The sequence below is a fragment of the Cyanobium usitatum str. Tous genome (genome assembly GCF_003011885.1).
GTDB lineage: Bacteria > Cyanobacteriota > Cyanobacteriia > PCC-6307 > Cyanobiaceae > Cyanobium_A > Cyanobium_A usitatum.
Window position 1 is genome coordinate 24,844 of sequence record NZ_PXXO01000001.1, and the last position, 17,261, is coordinate 42,104.

Sequence of the window (17,261 nt, forward strand, 5' to 3'; positions counted from 1 at the left end):
AGGCTCCACTCCTGGCTCACAACTCGCAGCGCGAGCGCGACATCAGCTCATCGATCCAGCGCCGGGCCCGCTCTGAATCGGCGAAGGGCAGGTCTTTTTGTTCGCCACCACCCACTAAGCGCAGTCGGCAAGCCCCCTGGCTCTCTTCGGTGAGGGGCGCCTCGCCCGAACCCAGCGAAAGCAGCTCAACCAATTCGAGCTGCTTAATCACAAAAAAGTCATCTTGTTTGAGTTGACCGGCTTCGAAGGAGCACCAACTCAGCAGGCCATCCACCAGCCGGGCGCCGCCGCAGCTGTCGAGTTTGGCCAGCTCGGAGCCCTCGGCCCATTCGCGAAACAAGCGCTGCCGCCGCCGCTCGAGCCAGCCCAGGGCGGTGAGCAGTACGAACACTAAAAGCAGTGGCAACCAAAGCAGGCCGTGACTCATGTCGAAGGGCCTCCACTAGATACCTGCAAATGCCATTCTCGGGCCCCTTCGATCAATTCGCGCACCAAGGTGGGCAGGGCCACACCCGTGGCGGCCCAGAGCATCGGGTACATGCTCTGGCTGGTAAAGCCCGGCAGGGTGTTGATCTCGTTGAGCCACAGTTCGCCACTGGCTTCGCAGAAGAAGAAGTCAACCCGCGAAAGCCCCATGGCACCAACGGCCTCACAGGCCTCTATCGCCATGCCCCGGCAGCGTTCAGCCACCGCCTCTGGCACCAGCGCCGGGATCACGGTGTGGCTTTTGCCCTCGCTGTATTTGGTTTCGTAGTCGTACCAATCGGCTTCAAAGCAGATTTCGCCCAGCACCGAGGCCTGCAGGGGCTGGTGGCCGCCGCCCCGCACCGCGCATTCCAGCTCGCGGGCCGTCACCCCCTGCTCCACCACCAGCCGCGGATCAAGGGCGGCGGCAAGCTTCAGACCGGCCTGCAGGCTGGCCCGATCAGTGGCCTTGCTGATGCCCACCGAAGAGCCGAGGTTGGCTGGTTTCACGAAGCAGGGGTAGCCGAGCTGGCTCTCCAGCTGGTCGAGCAGGGGGTCGTCGTTTTGGGCCGCTGCGCTCGCTGACACGCAGGCATAGGGCACCTGGGGCAGGCCGGCGGCGGCGAAGGCGGCCTTCATCGCCTGCTTATCCATGCCCACCGCCGAGCCCAGCACACCCGAACCCACATAGGGAACCTGCATCAGGGTGAACAGGCCCTGGATCGTGCCGTCTTCGCCGTTGGGGCCGTGCAGCACCGGCAGCCACACATCGATCTCTAGGGCGCCGGCAGGTAAGCCCCGGAATCCAGGCGGCGGCAGCGGTTGGGGCAGTTGCTCGAGCCGGGCCGGGCTGCCCTGGCGCAACACAGCATCGGCCAACTCAGCTCCCCACCAGCGCCCTTCGGGATCGATGTAGAAGCAATGCAGCGCGTAGCTCGACGCGTTTTCGGCATCCCGCATGGCCGCCGCCACCGTGGCGGCGGAACGGATTGAGACGGCATGTTCGCCGGAGGCCCCCCCAAAGATCAGACCAACGGCGATGGGGGTGGGAGTCATGCCGGCCGGTATGGGACCCAGGGGGCCCAAAACTCAGGCCAGTTTGCCGCTCAAGGAGAAGGCGCGCACCTCTTCGATTTGCACCGTTACTAGGTCGCCCGGTTTGATCGGGCTGCCATGGGCGTTTTGAGCGGGGAAAAAGGTGAGCCGGTTGGTGCGGGTGCGGCCCATCACCTGATTGGAGTTTTTGGGATTGCTGCTTTCCACCAGGATCTGCTCACAGCGGCCGGCGTAGCGGTTGCTGCGCTGCTGGGCGGTGCGCTCCACCAGGGCGTTGAGCTCCTGCAGGCGTTCCACCTTCACCGCCTCACTGAGCTGGTTTGGCCAGTCGGCTGCTGGGGTGTTGGGCCGCGGCGAGTAGGCGGCGGTATTCACCAGGTCGAAGCCGATCTCCTCAATCAGGGCCAGGGTGCGGCGGTATTGGGCGTCGCTTTCGCCGGGGAAAGCCACGATCGCATCGGCACTGATCGAGGCATCGGGCATGCGCTCACGGATGCGCTCAACGATGCGGCGGTAGCGATCCACCGTGTAGCCGCGGGCCATGGCTTTGAGCACGTCATCGTCCCCGCTCTGGAAGGGCACATGGAAGTGCTCGCACACCTTGGGTAGGTCGGCGCAGGCATCGATCAGCCGCTCGGTGAAGTAGCGCGGGTGGCTGGTGGCAAAGCGGATCCGCTCAATTCCGGCCACGTCGTGGACGTGATGGAGCAGGTCGGTGAGGGTGTGGGCGCGGCGGCCTTCGGGGGTGATGCCGGGCAGGTCGCGGCCGTAAGCGTCGATGTTTTGGCCCAGCAGGGTGATCTCCTTGAAGCCGCGTGCCGCCAGGCCCTGCATTTCCAGCTTGATCGCTTCGGGCAGCCGCGACTGCTCCTGGCCGCGCACCGAGGGCACCACGCAGTAGGTGCAGCGCTCATTGCAGCCGTAGATCACATTCACCCAGCCGCATACCTGGCTGTCGCGGCGAGCGGTGGTTATGTCTTCAAGGATGTGCTGCTCACCGGTGGCTAGCACCTGCTGACCCTGCTCCACCTGGGCCAGCAAGGTGTCCAGCCGGTTGGCGTGCTGGGGGCCCATCACCAGATCCAGCTCGGGCACTCGCCGCAGCAAAGATTCGCCCTCCTGCTGGGCTACGCAGCCCGCTACCACCAGGGTGAGGTTGGGGTTGATTCGCTTGCGTTGGGCCTGGCGGCCTAAGTAGCTGTAAACCTTCTGCTCGGCGCTATCGCGGATTGTGCAGGTGTTGTAAAGCACCAAATCGGCGCTGTGCTCGTCCGTGCCGGCCCGGTAGCCCATGGCTTCCAGGATCCCGGCCATGCGCTCGGAATCCGCCTTGTTCATCTGGCAGCCAAAGGTGGTGATCCAGTAGCTGCCGCGGGGGACGTTGGTGCTGAGGTTGGTGGCCGTCATGCAACTAGTTTCGGCCATCGGGTTCGGCTATCAGAGTTGGCGGCTGGCGGGAAAAGGGATCTGGTCTGGTGTCCTGGAATCTGTACACGCTGTACGGATTCCAGGACGTGTGCCAGACCCGTGTCAGCTTGAGAGCAGCGCCTCAGCCCTAATGCAGCTTCGCCTGCAACGCTTTCAGCTCACCAAGGCCGTGCCCCTGGCCATCAGCCGCGGCACGACGGCTACGGCGGAGCACCTGCTGGTGAGCCTTGAGCACGACGGGCTCACGGGCATAGGCGAGACCGGCGGCTTTGAAACCGGCCACCGCCATTACGACATCGATGCTGTTGCGGCGGAGCTGGAGGCGGTTGCCCCCCAGCTGGCCGCCCTGGCGCCTGAGCCCCTGCAGGCCCTGGAGCCCCTGCTCGCCGCCCTGAGCCCCCCGGCCCGTTGCGGCTTGGATCTGGCCCTGCACGACTGGTGGGGCAAAAGGTTGAACCAGCCCCTGCACCGGCTCTGGGGCCTGGATCCAGGCGCCTGTGTCGCCACCAGCGTCACCCTTGGCTTAGGTACGCCCGAGGCTGTCCTGGCGCGGCTCGAGCGCTGGTGGCTGCAGTTGCCTGCCACCCGCATCAAGCTCAAGCTGGGCAGCCCCGCTGGCATCGCCCACGACCTGCCCCTGCTGGAGGGGGTGGCTACCGCCCTTGAGCAGCGGCGCCAGCAGACAGGTAGCGCCTGCGAGCTGCAGGTGGATGCCAACGGCGGCTGGGATCTGGCCACAGCCCGGGCCATGCTCGAGCCCCTGGAGCGGGCCGGCGTGGTGCTGCTGGAGCAGCCCCTGGCGCCCCTGCTGGATCCGGAGGCTGACAGCGCTGGTTTTGCGGCCTTGCATGGCGAATCTCCTCTGCCCCTGGTGGCCGATGAGAGCTGCTGGCGGCTGGCCGATCTGCTGCGGCTGGCCCCCCACGTAGATGGCATCAACATCAAGTTGCTCAAGAGCGGTGGCCTCAGCGAGGCCCTGCTGCTGGCCCAGACGGCTCGCCGCTTGGGTTTAGGGGTGATGGTGGGGTGCTACTCGGATGGCGCCCTGCTCAATGGCGCGGCAGCCCAGCTGCTGCCCCTAGTGACCTGGCCCGATCTCGATAGCCATCTCAACCTGGTGGACGACCCCTTCACCGGATTAACCCTGGAGGGAGACGTGCTGATTCCGCCAGCGGGCCCCGGCCTTGGCATCAATCTGGGTATCTCCATGGGGCAGGCGTCATGTTGAGCCCAAGCGCTCCGGTCGTGCTGCTGCTCCACGGCGGCCTCGACGACCTCAGCGGCAAGACCGGTTTGGCAATGTTGCGCTATCGCAGTGGGCCAATCGTGGCGGTGATCGATCCGGCTTTCGCTGGCTCCGACCTGCAGCAGGTGAGCGGCATTGAGCGGGCTGTGCCGGTGGTGGCTGATATGGCGGCGGCCCTGGCCTACGGGCCCGAGGTGGCGGTGGTGGGGCTGGCCCCCTCCGGTGGCCGCCTGCCACAAGCGATGCGGGCCGATCTGCTGGCGGCGCTGGAGGCGGGGCTGAACCTGGCCAGTGGCCTGCACAGCCGCCTTGGCGATGATCCCGAGCTGGCTGCCGCCTGCAGCCGAGCCGGCCAGTGGATCTGGGATCTCCGCCAGGAGCCGGCTGGCTTGGAGGTGGCAGCAGCGAGAGCCGCTGCCCTGCCCTGCCGCCGGGTGCTGGCCGTGGGTTCGGATATGGCCGTGGGCAAGATGAGCGCCTGCTTGGAGTTGCAGGCTGAGGCCAGGCGCTGCGGCCTTGACGCCCGCTTTGTGGGCACGGGTCAGGCGGGCATCCTGATCAGCGGCCAGGGCGTGGCCCTCGATGCCGTGCGGATTGATTACGCCGCCGGTGCCGTGGAGGCGGCCGTGCTGGCCGCCGCCGTTGGGGCCGGGCCGCAGGCGTTGCTGCTGGTGGAGGGCCAGGGGTCGCTTTGCCATCCGGGCTCCAGCGCCACCTTGCCCCTGCTGCGCGGCAGCCAGCCCACCGAACTGCTGCTGGTGCACCGCGCTGGCCAGAGCCACGTGCGCACCCGGCCAGGGGAGGTGCCGGTGGCGATCCCGCCCCTGGCCGAGTTGATCGCGGCGCTGGAGGCCCTGGCGGCCTTGGGGCGTCCCGATGGCCTGCGGCCGCGGGTACGGGCCGTGGCGCTCAACACCGCCCGATTGGACGCCGCCGCAGCTCAGCTTGCTGTTGACGCCACCGCGGCCGAGCTCGGCTTGCCTTGCGCCGATCCGGTGCGGCATGGGGCTGGGGTTTTGCTGCAGGCGCTGCAGTAGTCACAAAAAAGCCGCCCCAAAAGTGGTGGGGACGGCTAGGAAATCAAGGGCGAGCGAGGGGATTCGAACCCCCGGATGGCGGCACCACAAGCCGCTGCCTTAACCGCTTGGCGACGCCCGCCTCGCCCTTGGAATGTAGCAAGTCGTGGCCTGTCAAGGCTTCTCACCCCTTGCGGCGGCCTGCTTCAGCCCAGCTACCGCGGCCTCAGCCACAGGATTGGAATTGCCACCAGGCAGAGAATCCCCGCGCCTGTTTGCAGTTCGGGCAGCACGCCGGCCACTGGCACCAGCAGCGGCGAGCGCAGCCAGGGCCCGACTATGTCGCGCAGAAATGCTGCTGAGTTGGCGTCGAGCAGGGCTGCTGCCAGGGCAGCCAGAAAGGCCGTGCCAATGAGCTTCTGGTCCATGCCCTTGCCCCTGGGCTCGCATTAGACAGGACGTTGAGGGTTGGGGCAAGGCGCCTGCCGTGGTGAGCAAAGGGTGCCAACCTTGATTGCCTGCAACTTTGCACCGTTTGGTCTGCCGTTCGGACACCCCGGCCCGCTTTGCATGGGCGCCTGGCTTGATCGTGCTCGGCCTAGCCGCTGGCGGGCTTGCCCTCACCAATCCATCCCCTGCCGATTTCCGCGCCTACGCCAGTGATCGCCTAGTGGAAGAGATCAGCAAGGAGCTCTGCGGCGATGGCGGCTTGCCGGTGCTGTTGCGGATGGCGATCAACAACTGCCTGGGGCTTGTTCAGGCCCAGCGAGCGGCCTTGGCGGCCGTGGTGCTCAGCCACACCCGCCGCCGCAACTACGGCCTGTTGAGTGTTTTCGAAAGTGAGCTGGGCGGCCAATCGCTGCTGCGCTGGCAGGTGCCGCGCTTTCGCTCCACCGTCGTGGGCGTAGCCGGTCAATTTGTGTTGATCAGCGCTGCCAGCGACCGTTCCGAGAGCCCCTAGTGGAGCTGCGCCTGCCCCGGGGGCTGCTGGATCCGCGCCTGGGCGGAGCAGGGTTTCGCGCCGATGCGGATGGGCTGGTGTCCCTGAGCATCGCTTTCGAGGCGGGACGGATCACGGCCATTTCGCCCCTGCCCGCCCAGGCGGCGGCGGCCAGCCTGCCCCTGGCCTTCACTCCCCTAATTGAGCCCCATGCCCACTTAGATAAGGCTTTCAGCGCCGCTGCCTTTCCCAACCGGGAGGGCACGATGGCGGCGGCCTTTGCTGCTAACCAACGCGAATACGCTCAGCGCAGCGTTGAGCAGGTGGCTGAGCGGGCTGAGCGGGCCTTGGAGCGGGCCTGGCGCAACGGCGTGCGGGCGATCCGCAGCCATATCGATAGCGTGGGGGCTGGGGCCGAGCCCAGCTGGGAAGCCCTGTTGGCGGCCCGTGAGCGCTGGCGCGAGCGGCTGGAGCTGCAGCTGGTGGCCCTGGCACCAATGGCCCATTGGCTCACGGCGGAGGGGCAGTCCCTGGCCCGGCGGGTGGCCGCTGGCCAGGGGCTGCTGGGTGGGGTGATCGGGCCGCCCTATGGCCAGGGTGCCGCTAGCCGCAGCGCCGACCGCGAGGCCCTGCTGGCCCTGCTTGACCTGGCCGAGCGCCATGGTTGCGGGGTGGATCTGCACGTTGATGAGGCCGATTCCTGCCCTGGCGAGGGGGTGGCGATGGTGGCCCAGTTGGTGTTGGAGCAGCGCCGCGCCGTGGCGATCACCTGCAGCCACGCCAGCAGCATGGCCCTGTTGCCGCAACGCAACTGCGACCGGCTGGCGGATCGGCTGGCCGCCGCCAACATCGCCGTGGTAGCCCTGCCTAACACCAATTTTTGGCTGCTGGGGCGCCGGCCCGGGCGCACTCCCTGGCGGCGGCCCCTGGCGCCGATCCGCAGCCTGCAGCAGGCGGGCGTGAGGCTGGCTATCGGCGGCGACAACGTGCAAGACCCCTGGTATCCAGGTGGTGATTTCGATCCCATTGAGCTGCTGCGCTGGTCGGCGCCGCTCTGCCAATTGATGCCCTGGCAGCGGCTGGGCCTGGCCCCCTTCAGCACCGCCGCCGCAGCGGTGCTGGAGCTGGCCTGGGATGGGGTGGTGCGGCTTGGGGCCCCAGCCGATTTAGTGCTGCTTGGTGCTGGTAGCTGGGGGGAGCTGCTGGCCCGGCCGCCCCAGCGGCGGGTATTGCGTCAAGGCGTCTGGCTGCCGCCGCCCGAAGCTGAGAAGCCTTCACCCCTTTTGCCACCCCATGGCTGAGCGTTGCCCTGAGGACCAGATCACTGCCCTGGCAGCTGAGCTGCGCCGGTTGGATTCGGCCCTGCCGCTGCTCGGGGCCGAGTCGCCGCTGGAGCTGGAGCGGCTCTCCCGCGACTACTACGACTACTCGCCGGTGCTGGTGCCCCTGCTGCAGGGCTGCCGCGCCCAGCTGGTGGCCGGAGCCACCACGGTGGAGCAGGTGCTGCTGGTGGCAGGAGCCTGTGCTCGACAGGGCGTGCCCTTGACGGTGCGGGGTGCCGGCACGGGCAACTATGGCCAGTGCGTGCCGCTGCAAGGCGGCCTGGTGCTGGATCTCAGCGGCCTCAATCAGCTGCGCCAGCTGGATGAAGCCACCGGGGTGCTCGAGGTGGAGGCAGGCGCCTTGATGGGGGCGATCGAGAAGCAGTTGGCCCCCCGGGGCCGGGCCCTGCGGCTGGTGCCCAGCACGGTGCGCAGCGCCAGCATCGGTGGGTTTATCGCCGGTGGCTCCGGCGGCATCGGCTCCCTGCGCTGGGGTTTTCTGCGCGATCCTGGCAACCTGCTGGGCCTGGAGGTGGTAACCCTCGAGCCCGAGCCGCGGCTGCTGCAGCTCGATGCTGCGGCCAGCGCCCCGCTCAACCACGCCTACGGCACCAATGGCATCATCACTGCCCTGCGGCTGCCCACCAGCGAGGCTGTGGTTTGGCAGCAGCTGGTCGTGGGTTTCGAGCAGTGGGGGCAGGCCCTGGCGGCGGCCCAGGCCCTTACAAGCACGGCCTTTGAGCTCAATGCCATCACCGTGCTGGAGGCTCCGCTGGTTAGCCAGCTCCCCTGGCCGGCGGGCTGTCCGGCGCCCGAGCCTGGTGAGCAGCGCCTGATGTTGCTAGCCGCCCCCGCAGCCCTGGAGGTGTTGCCGAGCTGGCTGGCGGCCCGGGGCGGAGCGCTGCGCTGGCAGGCCCCCCAGGGCCAGAGCCGTGGGCTGCCGCTGCGGGAGCTCAGCTGGAACCACACCACCCTGCATTGGCGCGCCCAGCATCCTGATTGGACCTACCTGCAGATGCTGCTGCCCCAGCCGGAGGCCCCCTGTCTGGAGCGCCTGCGGGAGCAATGGGGCGACGACCTGCTTTGGCACCTGGAGGCCGTGAGGCAGCAGGGTGCGGCCCGGCTGGCGGCCCTGCCGCTGCTGCGCTGGCGCGGCGAGGAGGCCCTGCAGCAGCTGCTAGACGATTGCCGCCGCTGCGGTGCCGTGTTGTTTAACCCCCACGTGATCAGCGTCGAAGATGGCGGCTTGGGTGTGATCGATGCCGACCAGGTGGCAGCAAAGGCCGCCTACGACCCGGCCGGCCTGCTCAACCCCGGCAAATTGCGCGGCTGGCTTAACAGCCCAGGCTGAGGCGGGTGTCGGCGCCTGTGATCGGGTTGGTGCCTTCGGCATCGCGGCAGAGGGAGCGCTGGTCTACCCGGTCGATCAGGGCGTCGCTGAAGTCGGCATCGGTGACGTTGGCGCCGCGGAAGCTGCTGCCTGAAGCGATCGCCCCGGTGAGAATGGCTCCGCTGAGATCGGCTCCGGAGAGGTCCACCTTGTCCATCAGGGTGCCGCTGAGATCGGCGCCGGCGAAATTGGCATTGGGGAAGGCCGCCTGGGTGAGGATCGCCCCGTGCAGATCGGCGCCGCTGAAGTTGGCGTGCCGTCCGGTGGCCCCAGCGAAGGAGGTATTGGCTAGATCCTGACCGCTGAAATCCTGCTCGTTCTGGTTGGTGAGCGTGTAGTCCACGCCGGAGAAGTCGGCCGCTGCAGGCAATGGAGAAAGCAGTGGAGACAGCACCAGCAGCAGCCCCAGAGCTAGGGAAAGGACTACTGATTTCCCTATTGATCTCGCGCTTGATTTTGCTCCTGATTTCGCTACTGATTTGGCTACTGACTGGGCCACTGAGAGGAGCTCGAAGAAGGGAGCCATGGGGATGGGCCGCGGGACCTCACTTTGGCCTGGATGGTGTGGAGTGGCAGAAGGGGAGGAGGAGGCGCGTGTTTTATGACTTGACTTAGCCTTAGCTAAGCTAACAAGCAAAAACCTGATTAAGCAAAGTCAGAAGTCCCTTCAGAAGTCCCTGGGCTTGCAACTGGGGTCTGCTCTGATGTGGCTGCCTGGCCGAGTAGGTAGAGAGAGCCAGCAGCTACCACGCGCTGCAAACCACTTCCCGCTTGGGCCAGGCCGGCCTCGAGGCTGGGGGCGCTGTGCAGCTGGCTAGCGAGTCTGGGACAGGCGGCTGTAAGGGCTTCAAGGCTCCAGCAGGCGTGCCCCGGCACCGGCACGATCCAGGCCCGGTCGCCTGGGGCCAGCAGGGCCGCGGCTATCTCCGGCCCCTGCTTGTTGGCCAGCATGCCAAGCAGCCAGTAGCGCGGGCCGGAGGCCAGGCCGTGGCGCTCGGGATGGGCGTCGAGTTCGGCGCGTAGGGCGAGGGCGGCCGGCAGGTTGTGGGCGCCATCGAGCAGTAGGGGTAAGCCGTGCCAGCTCAGTTGTTGCAGTCGGCCTGGCCAGCGGGCTGCTGCGAAACCGCGGCGTATGGCTGGGTCGTTGACCGGCCAGCCCCGTTCCTTTAATGCCCGCAGCAGGCCCAGGGCGACGGCGCCATTGGCGGCCTGCACGGCTCCTGAAAGCCCCAGGGTCCACTGGTTGAGATCCAGCGGCTCCACCCAGCGCAGTTCGGCTCCCACTGCGGCGGCGCTATCGCTCAGCACCGCCGCCACCTCCGGGCTCTGGGGAGCGCTAATTGCCACGGCCCCCGGCTGGAGCACGCCGGCTTTTTCGGCGGCAATCGTGGCTGGATCCGGCCCGAGGAACTCAGCGTGGTCGAGCCCCACCGAGGCAAAGCCGATCACGGGCCGGTGGGGATGGCAGGTGGTGGCGTCGAGCCGGCCCCCCAGTCCCACCTCCAGCACCACCAGCTCCAGATCAGCTGCCGCGAAGGCCAGGAAGGCGGCGGCGGTGACCAGCTCAAACGGTGTTAGCTGGTGGCGTTGGGCGATCGGCGTGGCGGTTTCCAGGTGGCGGCGCAGGCATGGCGCGGCGATCGGGTCATGGCAAAGCCGGATGCGCTCGGTCCAGCTCACCAGGTGCGGCGAGGTGTAGAGGCCGGCGCGGATGCCGGCGGCCAGCAGGGCCTGGTGCACCAGGGTGCAGATCGAGCCCTTGCCGTTGGTGCCCGCCACCTGCACGGCGGCAAAGCGGCGCTCGGGGTTGCCAAGCTCGGCGAGGGCGGCCTGGAGGCGATCGAGTCCCAGGTCGACGCCGCGGCGGCTGAAGGGCTCGATCAGGTCGGCGAAATTGTCGAGCTCAGTGCCCACGGCTGTTTCATCGGCCACGGCTGAGTAGGGCGCGCTCGAGGCGGTCGACGGCCAGGCGCAGGTGGCGGGGCTGGATCACCAGCGGGGGCACGAAGCGCACCACCCGTGGGCCGGCGGGCACCAGCAGCAGCCCCTGCCCCATGGCCGCCTTGACGATGTCCGGAGCGCTTGGGGCCTCTTCGCGCAGCACCAGGCCTTGCAGCAGACCCCAGCCCCGCACCCCCTCCAGCAGGGTGGGATGACGGCTCACCAGCTGGGCCAGTAGCTCTTGCAGCAGTGCGCCCATCCGCTGCACGTGGCTGAGCAGGTCGCGCCGCTCTAGTTCGGCTAGCACGGTGAGGCCGGCGCGGCAGGCGAAGGGGTTGCCGCCGAAGGTGCTGGCGTGTTCGCCGGGGCGGAAGTGATCCACTGAGGCTTTCACCGCCAGGGCACCGATGGGGATGCCGCCGCCGAGGCCCTTGGCCAGGGTGATCGCATCGGGCTCGACGCCCAGCTGCTCGTAGCCCCAGAGCTGGCCGCTGCGGCCAACGCCGATCTGCACTTCATCGAAGATCAGCAGAATGTTGTGGGCGTCGCAGAGCTCCCGCACCCGCCTAAAAAAGGCCCTGTTGCCGGGATGCACGCCGCCTTCGCCCTGAATTGGTTCGAGCAGCACGGCGGCCACCCGCGGACCCTCCACTTCGCAGGTGGCGAGCAGAGCTTCAAAGGCGGCAGTGTCGTTGTAAGGGAAGTAGCGGAAGCCCTGCACCATCGGCTCAAAGCCCTGGTGGTACTTGGGCTGACCCGTGGCCGTAACCGCAGCCAGGGTGCGGCCGTGGAAGCTGGCTTGGGCGGTGAGGATTAGGGGCGCCTTGCCGTCGCCAGTGGCGATTCCCCTCACCGTGTGGCCGTGCTTACGGGCCAGTTTGATGGCGGCCTCATTCGCCTCAGCGCCGGAGTTGCAGAAGAAAACCCGATCCAGGCAGCTGCTGGCGGTGATCGCAGCGGCGAGTTCCTCCTGCTCGGGGATTCGATACAGATTGGATACGTGCTGCAGCTTGCCCAGCTGGCGGCTTAGGGCCCGCTTCAGCCGCCCGTCACTATGACCGAGGGTGCAGACGGCAATGCCGGCTACACAGTCGAGATAGCGCTTGCCATTGCTATCCCAAACCCAGACTCCCCGGCCTCGGGTGAGGCTGATCGGGAAGCGGGCGTAGGTGTCCATCACGGCTGAGGCAGACATGCCTGAGTGGGTGATGGGCGAGATGGGAGCGGTGGGACTCGAACCCACAAACCCGAAGGCGCTCGATTTTGAGTCGAGTCCGTCTACCAATTCCGGCACGCTCCCGCAGTTGAGAGCTTAAGCCGCCGAGCTGACACGCTCAATGCTGGCACCGGCGGCATTGAGCTTGCCCTCAAGATTGGCGTAGCCACGGTCTAGGTATTCGAGGCCGCGCACGCTGGTGATGCCGTCGGCGGCTAGGCCAGCCAGCACCATGGCCGCGGAGGCGCGCAGGTCGCTGCCTTGCACTGGAGCACCGCTGAGGCGTGCCACCCCTTCCACAAAGGCGGTGTTGGCCTGCATGCGGATGTCGGCACCCATGCGTTGCAGTTCGCCCACGTGCTGCAAGCGATTTTCAAAGATGTTTTCGGTGATCACGCTGGTGCCCCGGGCCGTGGCCAGCAGGCTCATGAAGGGGGCTTGCAGGTCGGTGGGGAAGCCGGGGAATGGCTGGGTGCGCAGGTCAACTGCATTGATCTGATCGGCCTTGATGGTGAGCCCGACGCCGTCGTGCTCCAAGGTGCAACCCGCCTCCTCGAGCTTGGTTAGTACGGCGCCAAGGTGATCTGGGATCACTGGGGTTACCCGCAAATGGGAGCGGGTGATGGCGGCTGCCAGTAGAAACGTGCCCGCTTCGATGCGATCTGGGATCACGGCGTAGTCGGCGCCATGCAGGCGATCCACACCCACGATCGTGATCGTGGAGGTGCCGGCGCCGCGCACCTTGGCGCCCATGGCGATCAGCAGGCCTGCCAGATCAACCACCTCTGGCTCAAGGGCGGCGTTGTCGATCACCGTATCGCCATCGGCGAGCGCGGCCGCCATCATTAGTGTCTCGGTGGCGCCAACGCTGGGGCAGTCCATGTGGATGCGGCCGCCCGTGAGGCGATGGCCGCTGCCTGGCACCACGGCGGTGACGACCCCATGCTCAATGGTGACCTGGGCACCCAGGGCCTTGAGACCTTTGACATGCTCGACAACTGGCCGGGTACCGATCTGGCAGCCGCCTGGAAGGGGCACCTTGGCCATGCCAGTGCGGGCAAGCAGGGGGCCAATGCAGAAGAAGCTGGCCCTCAGGCTATTCACCAGCTCGTAGGGCGCTGTAGAGCTATTGATTGAATCTCCTTTTAATTCCAGCGCGTCACCATCACGGTGGACCTGGCCGCCAAGGCTGCTGAGCATTTCGCCCATGGCGGCGATGTCGGTGAGAGGAGGGACGTTTCTCAGTCGGATGGTGTCCCTGGTCAACAGACAGGCAGCCATCAGCACCAAGGCTGAGTTCTTGGCACCACTCACGTGCAGCTCACCGGAGAGGCACCGGCCGCCTCGGATTTCAAGCCGAGGATTTTGAAGAGAACGGGTCTTGCTAGGTGATTGGACAGCGATCAGACCCATGGAACGACTGCCCAGCTCATGTCGCAGCATATTGACAATAAAAGGTGAGACCGTCTAGACCACCGCCGCCGGAACTGGCTCCGACTCCTGGTGCGGGTTGCCGATGGCTTATGTTTTGCTCGTTGCACCGAGCTCAGCTCTAGCGACAGCCACGCGGATGTGGCGGAATTGGTAGACGCGCTAGTTTCAGGTACTAGTGGCAGCAATGTCGTGGGAGTTCAAGTCTCCCCATCCGCACTTTTCCCATGATCGTTCTCAAGATCTCAAACGCTTCCGAGGTGATGGCTTCGAAGCTAGGCAAATTCCTTGAGAGCCTTACCCCCGACAGCCTTGATCAATCCACGATCGAGGACATTGTCATCAAGAAATTGGTCGAAAACCTCCATGCTGAAGGCTTGAAAGGTGAGGTCGCCTCGGTGCGTGGTCTCGATTTAGACGGCAAGGAGCTCGTAGTGCACGACGGTTTGAGTGTGCGCCGTCACCAGGCTTTCTGAAGTGATCCCAAGCGATGGCTTGGGTGCTGCCGAGCCGCTCACTAGCCGCCGCAACCCGCTTGTAAAGCAGCTGCGTCTTCTGCAGGAGTCTCGCGGTCGCCGCGAGCAGGGGTTGCTGCTTCTGGAAGGCACCCACCTACTGCAGGAGGCGGTGCGCCTAGGGCTTCAGCCCAGGGACCTTTTGGCTACCGCCGCTTGGCTGGCTGACCATGGCGATCTGGTGGCAGCCCTGCCTCCAGGCTGCAGTTGGCGACTGGTGAGTGGTGAGGTGCTGGAGGCCATAGCCACTACCCAGCATCCCGACGGAGTGGTGGCCAGCCTGCTGCCTCCGACGGCAGCGGCTCCAGGCACAGCCAGCTTTGTGCTGGCTCTTGATGGGATCCAGGATCCTGGCAACCTCGGCACCTTGATGCGCACTGCCTTGGCGGCGGGGGTTGGGGCCCTGTGGCTGGCCGATGGGGCTGACCCATTTCAACCAAAGGTGTTGCGCGCCTCGGCGGGGGCGGCTTTGGCCCTGCCCCTGGTGCGAGAGAGCAGGCAGGAGTTGGCGGAGCGGTTGCAGGCGGCAACGGCCGCCGGCCTGCAGCTGGTGGTTGCGGTGCGCCCCGAGACCGGATCTGTGCCTGTTATTTCGGCACCTCTTCCCTATTGGCAGCTCGATTGGACCCGGCCCACGGTGTTGCTGCTTGGCAATGAGGGAGCTGGGGTGTCAGCGGAGCTCCAGGCCCTTGCCAGCCAGCGCGTCACCATTCCCCACAGCCCAGCGGTGGAATCCCTCAATGTGGCCGTGGCGGCAGCTCCGCTACTGCTCGAGCGTCTGCGCCAGCAGGCTGGAGCTTGACGGGGGAGAATGCCCGTCAACAACCGCAGTGCTGCCCGGTGAGCGACGCCCCCCTCCACGGATTGCGTTTTGACGGATCGCTTTTTGACGGATCGAGCTTCGATTACGACGTGATCGTGGTCGGTGCCGGCTATGGCGGCTTCGATGCGGCGAAGCACGCTGCCGACCATGGCCTGCGGGTCGCCATTGTTGAGTCTCGCGATATGGGCGGCACCTGTGTGAACAGGGGCTGTGTGCCCTCCAAGGCCCTGCTGGCGGCCAGCGGCCGGGTGCGGGAGCTGGCCGACGCCGAGCATCTGGCTGGCTTTGGCATCCACGCCGCCCCAGTGCGCTTTGAGCGCCAAAAGATCGCCGACCATGCCAACCAGCTGGTGGCAACTATCCGCAGCAATCTCACCAAAACCCTGGAGCGCGCCGGTGCCACGATCCTGCGGGGTCAGGGCCGCCTGGCCGGCCATCAGCATGTAACTGTGCGCGAGAGCGGCAGTGGCATCGAGCGCACTATCAGCGCCCGAGATGTGATTCTGGCTACTGGTTCTGAGCCTTTCGTGCCCCGCGGTATCGAGACAGATGGGCGCACCGTGTTCACCAGCGATGAGGCGGTGAACCTCGAGTGGCTGCCCCGCTGGCTGGCGATCATCGGCAGCGGTTATATCGGCTTGGAATTCGCTGATGTCTACACGGCCTTGGGCTGTGAGGTCACGATGATTGAGGCCCTCGATCGGGTGATGCCCACCTTCGATCCCGACATCGCCAAGCTTGCTGCCCGCACCTTGATCAATGGCCGCGATATCGACGCTCGTGCCGGTGTGCTGGCCCGCAAGGTTACCCCCGGCTGCCCGGTGAAGATCGAGCTGGCAGACATGGCCACTAAGGAGCTTGTGGAAACCCTGGAGGTGGATGCGGTGCTGGTGGCCACTGGGCGGGTGCCCACTAGCGCCGTGCTCAACCTGGCTGCCGTTGGTGTGGAAACCGAGCGGGGCTTCGTGCCAGTCGACGAGCGGATGCGGGTGCTGGTGGGAGGTGAGCCGGTGCCGCACCTTTGGGCCGTAGGCGATGTGACCGGCAAGATGATGCTGGCCCACACCGCCGCCGCCCAAGGCACCGTGGCCGTAGACAACATTCTTGGCCACAGCCGCCAGATCGACTACCGCTCAATTCCAGCGGCCACCTTCACCCACCCGGAGATCAGCTCGGTGGGCCTGAGCGAGGCCGATGCCAAAGCCCTGGCTGAGCAAGAGGGCTTTGAGCTGGGCCTGGTGCGCAGCTACTTCAAGGCCAATTCCAAGGCCCTGGCTGAACTCGAGGGCGAAGGTCTGATGAAATTGCTGTTCAACAAAGCCAGCGGTGAGGTGCTGGGCGCCCACATCTTTGGTTTGCATGCGGCCGACCTAATCCAGGAGATCGCTAACGCCGTGGCCCGCCGCCAGAGCGTGTTGCAACTGGCCACCGAGGTGCACACCCATCCAACCTTGAGCGAGGTGGTGGAAGTGGCCTACAAGCAAGCAGCCATGGCGGTGGCAGGCTGAGCACCATGGAGATCCGTCGCCGGCCGCCCAACCCCAAGGTGAAGGTGGCCTTTCTCGAATACGCCATCCGCCACGAGGACAGCGAGCCACGCCACATTCTTGAGCAGATCCTCTGGGAGAAGGATCGGGAGATAACGGCCGCCCGGGAGAGGGTGCCCTTGGAGAAGCTCAAACAGCAGGTTGCTGAGCTGCCGGCGACCAGGGATTTTTTGGCGGCCCTACGGGCCTCCTGCCGCAAGCCGGCGGTGATCGCCGAGGTGAAAAAGGCCAGCCCCAGCAAGGGCGTGATCCGCGAGGATTTCGATCCTGAAGCGATTGCCAAGGGCTACGCAGCCGGTGGTGCTAGCTGCCTCTCGGTGCTCACCGATAAGCAGTTTTTCCAGGGTGGCTTTGAGGTGCTGGTGCAGGTGCGCCAGGCGGTGGATCTGCCCCTGCTCTGCAAGGACTTCATCCTGAGCCCATATCAGCTATTCCAGGCCCGCGCCGCCGGGGCTGATGCGGCCCTGCTGATCGCCGCGATTCTCAGCGATCAGGATTTGGCTTACCTGCTCAAGGTGGCCAGGGCTCTGGGCCTGGCCGTGCTGGTGGAGGTGCACGACGGCGAGGAACTAGAGCGGGTGCTGGGCCTTGATGGCGTGCAACTCATCGGTATCAACAACCGCGATTTGGCCAGCTTCCATACCGATCTGGCCACCACCGAGCAGCTCACTGCCGTTTATGGCGAACGCATCCGCGCCAAGGGCTGCCTGCTGGTGAGCGAGTCGGGCCTGTTCACCCGCGACGACCTCGACCGGGTACAGGGTGCTGGCGCCGATGCGGTGCTGGTGGGCGAAGCGCTGATGCGTCAGGCCGATGTGACCGCCGCCCTGGAGACCTTGATCGGCAGCGTCTGATGATCGGCAGGGGCTGATCTTTGTGTTTGCAGTGCTTAGCTAAACCAAGGCTTAGCTAAGCACTGGTTTAG

The 17,261-nt window shown here is 66.2% G+C and carries 17 protein-coding genes and 3 tRNA genes; 10 read left to right on the forward strand and 10 right to left on the reverse strand.

All coding sequences use genetic code 11. The features are described 5' to 3' along the window. Positions 1-16: 16 nt before the first annotated feature. From C7K55_RS00145 to miaB, 3 genes are read right to left on the reverse strand one after another with little or no spacing between them, the layout of a single operon-like run. Positions 17-427, reverse strand: coding sequence for a hypothetical protein (locus C7K55_RS00145; protein ID WP_106501403.1), 411 nt, complete (start codon positions 425-427; stop codon positions 17-19). Beyond that, a complete protein-coding gene (locus C7K55_RS00150; protein WP_106501404.1) occupies positions 424-1,521 on the reverse strand; it encodes a D-alanine--D-alanine ligase family protein in 1,098 nt (365 codons plus the stop codon). Before C7K55_RS00150 ends, C7K55_RS00145 begins: the two co-directional genes overlap by 4 nt. 33 nt (positions 1,522-1,554) lie before the next feature. Next, positions 1,555-2,928, reverse strand: coding sequence for a tRNA (N6-isopentenyl adenosine(37)-C2)-methylthiotransferase MiaB (gene miaB / locus C7K55_RS00155; protein WP_106501405.1), 1,374 nt, complete (start codon positions 2,926-2,928; stop codon positions 1,555-1,557). Between the two features lie 151 nt (positions 2,929-3,079). Here miaB and C7K55_RS00160 point away from each other — a divergent pair, with 151 nt between their 5' ends. Further along, positions 3,080-4,177: a dipeptide epimerase gene (locus C7K55_RS00160; protein ID WP_106501406.1), complete on the forward strand. Its 1,098-nt coding sequence runs from the start codon at positions 3,080-3,082 to the stop codon at positions 4,175-4,177. Then, complete coding sequence (locus tag C7K55_RS00165) at positions 4,171-5,232, forward strand: DUF1611 domain-containing protein (RefSeq protein WP_106501407.1); 1,062 nt, start codon at positions 4,171-4,173, stop codon at positions 5,230-5,232. Before C7K55_RS00160 ends, C7K55_RS00165 begins: the two co-directional genes overlap by 7 nt. Positions 5,233-5,280: 48 nt before the next feature. Here the strand turns inward: C7K55_RS00165 and C7K55_RS00170 are convergent. After that, positions 5,281-5,353 (reverse strand) — tRNA-His (locus C7K55_RS00170). Positions 5,354-5,426: 73 nt separating this feature from the next. Further along, positions 5,427-5,639, reverse strand: coding sequence for a hypothetical protein (locus tag C7K55_RS00175; protein WP_106501408.1), 213 nt, complete (start codon positions 5,637-5,639; stop codon positions 5,427-5,429). 107 nt (positions 5,640-5,746) lie between these two features. On the opposite strand from C7K55_RS00175, the gene C7K55_RS00180 reads away from it, so the two are divergent. The 3 genes from C7K55_RS00180 to C7K55_RS00190 are packed head-to-tail and all read left to right on the forward strand — an operon-like array spanning position 5,747 to position 8,824. Beyond that, positions 5,747-6,172: a DUF4359 domain-containing protein gene (locus C7K55_RS00180; RefSeq protein ID WP_206603449.1), complete on the forward strand. Its 426-nt coding sequence runs from the start codon at positions 5,747-5,749 to the stop codon at positions 6,170-6,172. Then, on the forward strand, positions 6,172-7,452 hold the full coding sequence (locus tag C7K55_RS00185; RefSeq protein ID WP_106501410.1) for an amidohydrolase family protein: 1,281 nt from the start codon (positions 6,172-6,174) through the stop codon (positions 7,450-7,452). The genes C7K55_RS00180 and C7K55_RS00185 overlap by 1 nt, the downstream gene beginning before the upstream one ends. After that, on the forward strand, positions 7,445-8,824 hold the full coding sequence (locus C7K55_RS00190; RefSeq protein ID WP_106501411.1) for an FAD-binding oxidoreductase: 1,380 nt from the start codon (positions 7,445-7,447) through the stop codon (positions 8,822-8,824). Before C7K55_RS00185 ends, C7K55_RS00190 begins: the two co-directional genes overlap by 8 nt. Here the strand turns inward: C7K55_RS00190 and C7K55_RS00195 are convergent. The 5 genes from C7K55_RS00195 to murA all read right to left on the reverse strand — a co-directional run bounded on the left by C7K55_RS00195 (position 8,808) and on the right by murA (position 13,433). Continuing rightward, on the reverse strand, positions 8,808-9,266 hold the full coding sequence (locus tag C7K55_RS00195) for a pentapeptide repeat-containing protein (protein WP_241518100.1): 459 nt from the start codon (positions 9,264-9,266) through the stop codon (positions 8,808-8,810). The genes C7K55_RS00190 and C7K55_RS00195 overlap by 17 nt on opposite strands. Positions 9,267-9,508: 242 nt before the next feature. Next, positions 9,509-10,795 (reverse strand): bifunctional folylpolyglutamate synthase/dihydrofolate synthase, encoded by a 1,287-nt coding sequence (locus tag C7K55_RS00200; RefSeq protein ID WP_241518056.1) that lies wholly within the window; start codon positions 10,793-10,795, stop codon positions 9,509-9,511. Continuing rightward, positions 10,785-11,999: an aspartate aminotransferase family protein gene (locus tag C7K55_RS00205; RefSeq protein WP_254969483.1), complete on the reverse strand. Its 1,215-nt coding sequence runs from the start codon at positions 11,997-11,999 to the stop codon at positions 10,785-10,787. Before C7K55_RS00205 ends, C7K55_RS00200 begins: the two co-directional genes overlap by 11 nt. A 23-nt stretch (positions 12,000-12,022) precedes the next feature. Next, a tRNA-Leu gene (locus C7K55_RS00210) sits at positions 12,023-12,104 on the reverse strand. Positions 12,105-12,116: 12 nt separating this feature from the next. After that, the gene (gene murA / locus C7K55_RS00215) at positions 12,117-13,433 is read right to left on the reverse strand and encodes a UDP-N-acetylglucosamine 1-carboxyvinyltransferase (RefSeq protein WP_106501414.1); all 1,317 of its coding nucleotides are present in this window, start codon (positions 13,431-13,433) and stop codon (positions 12,117-12,119) included. A gap of 153 nt (positions 13,434-13,586) precedes the next feature. Here murA and C7K55_RS00220 point away from each other — a divergent pair. From C7K55_RS00220 to trpC, 5 genes are all read left to right on the forward strand, one after another. Continuing rightward, positions 13,587-13,670 (forward strand) — tRNA-Leu (locus tag C7K55_RS00220). Between the two features lie 8 nt (positions 13,671-13,678). Next, on the forward strand, positions 13,679-13,927 hold the full coding sequence (locus tag C7K55_RS00225; protein WP_106501415.1) for a hypothetical protein: 249 nt from the start codon (positions 13,679-13,681) through the stop codon (positions 13,925-13,927). Position 13,928: 1 nt separating this feature from the next. Then, positions 13,929-14,768, forward strand: coding sequence for a TrmH family RNA methyltransferase (locus tag C7K55_RS00230; RefSeq protein ID WP_241518057.1), 840 nt, complete (start codon positions 13,929-13,931; stop codon positions 14,766-14,768). A gap of 38 nt (positions 14,769-14,806) precedes the next feature. Further along, positions 14,807-16,297: a dihydrolipoyl dehydrogenase gene (locus C7K55_RS00235; RefSeq protein WP_241518058.1), complete on the forward strand. Its 1,491-nt coding sequence runs from the start codon at positions 14,807-14,809 to the stop codon at positions 16,295-16,297. Between the two features lie 5 nt (positions 16,298-16,302). After that, positions 16,303-17,190 (forward strand): indole-3-glycerol phosphate synthase TrpC, encoded by an 888-nt coding sequence (gene trpC, locus C7K55_RS00240; protein ID WP_106501417.1) that lies wholly within the window; start codon positions 16,303-16,305, stop codon positions 17,188-17,190. Positions 17,191-17,261: the final 71 nt, after the last annotated feature.

Bases quoted from the DNA above. Each gene is read 5' to 3' on its own strand.
- miaB (WP_106501405.1), bottom strand. From the start codon at position 2,928: ATGACGGCCACCAACCTCAGCACCAACGTCCCCCGCGGCAGCTACTGG.
- C7K55_RS00190 (WP_106501411.1), top strand. From the start codon at position 7,445: ATGGCTGAGCGTTGCCCTGAGGACCAGATCACTGCCCTGGCAGCTGAG.
- trpC (WP_106501417.1), top strand. From the start codon at position 16,303: ATGGAGATCCGTCGCCGGCCGCCCAACCCCAAGGTGAAGGTGGCCTTT.
- C7K55_RS00205 (WP_254969483.1), bottom strand. From the start codon at position 11,999: ATGTCTGCCTCAGCCGTGATGGACACCTACGCCCGCTTCCCGATCAGC.
- C7K55_RS00165 (WP_106501407.1), top strand. From the start codon at position 4,171: ATGTTGAGCCCAAGCGCTCCGGTCGTGCTGCTGCTCCACGGCGGCCTC.
- C7K55_RS00160 (WP_106501406.1), top strand. From the start codon at position 3,080: ATGCAGCTTCGCCTGCAACGCTTTCAGCTCACCAAGGCCGTGCCCCTG.
- C7K55_RS00225 (WP_106501415.1), top strand. From the start codon at position 13,679: ATGATCGTTCTCAAGATCTCAAACGCTTCCGAGGTGATGGCTTCGAAG.
- C7K55_RS00175 (WP_106501408.1), bottom strand. From the start codon at position 5,639: ATGGACCAGAAGCTCATTGGCACGGCCTTTCTGGCTGCCCTGGCAGCA.
- C7K55_RS00150 (WP_106501404.1), bottom strand. From the start codon at position 1,521: ATGACTCCCACCCCCATCGCCGTTGGTCTGATCTTTGGGGGGGCCTCC.
- C7K55_RS00145 (WP_106501403.1), bottom strand. From the start codon at position 427: ATGAGTCACGGCCTGCTTTGGTTGCCACTGCTTTTAGTGTTCGTACTG.
- murA (WP_106501414.1), bottom strand. From the start codon at position 13,433: ATGGGTCTGATCGCTGTCCAATCACCTAGCAAGACCCGTTCTCTTCAA.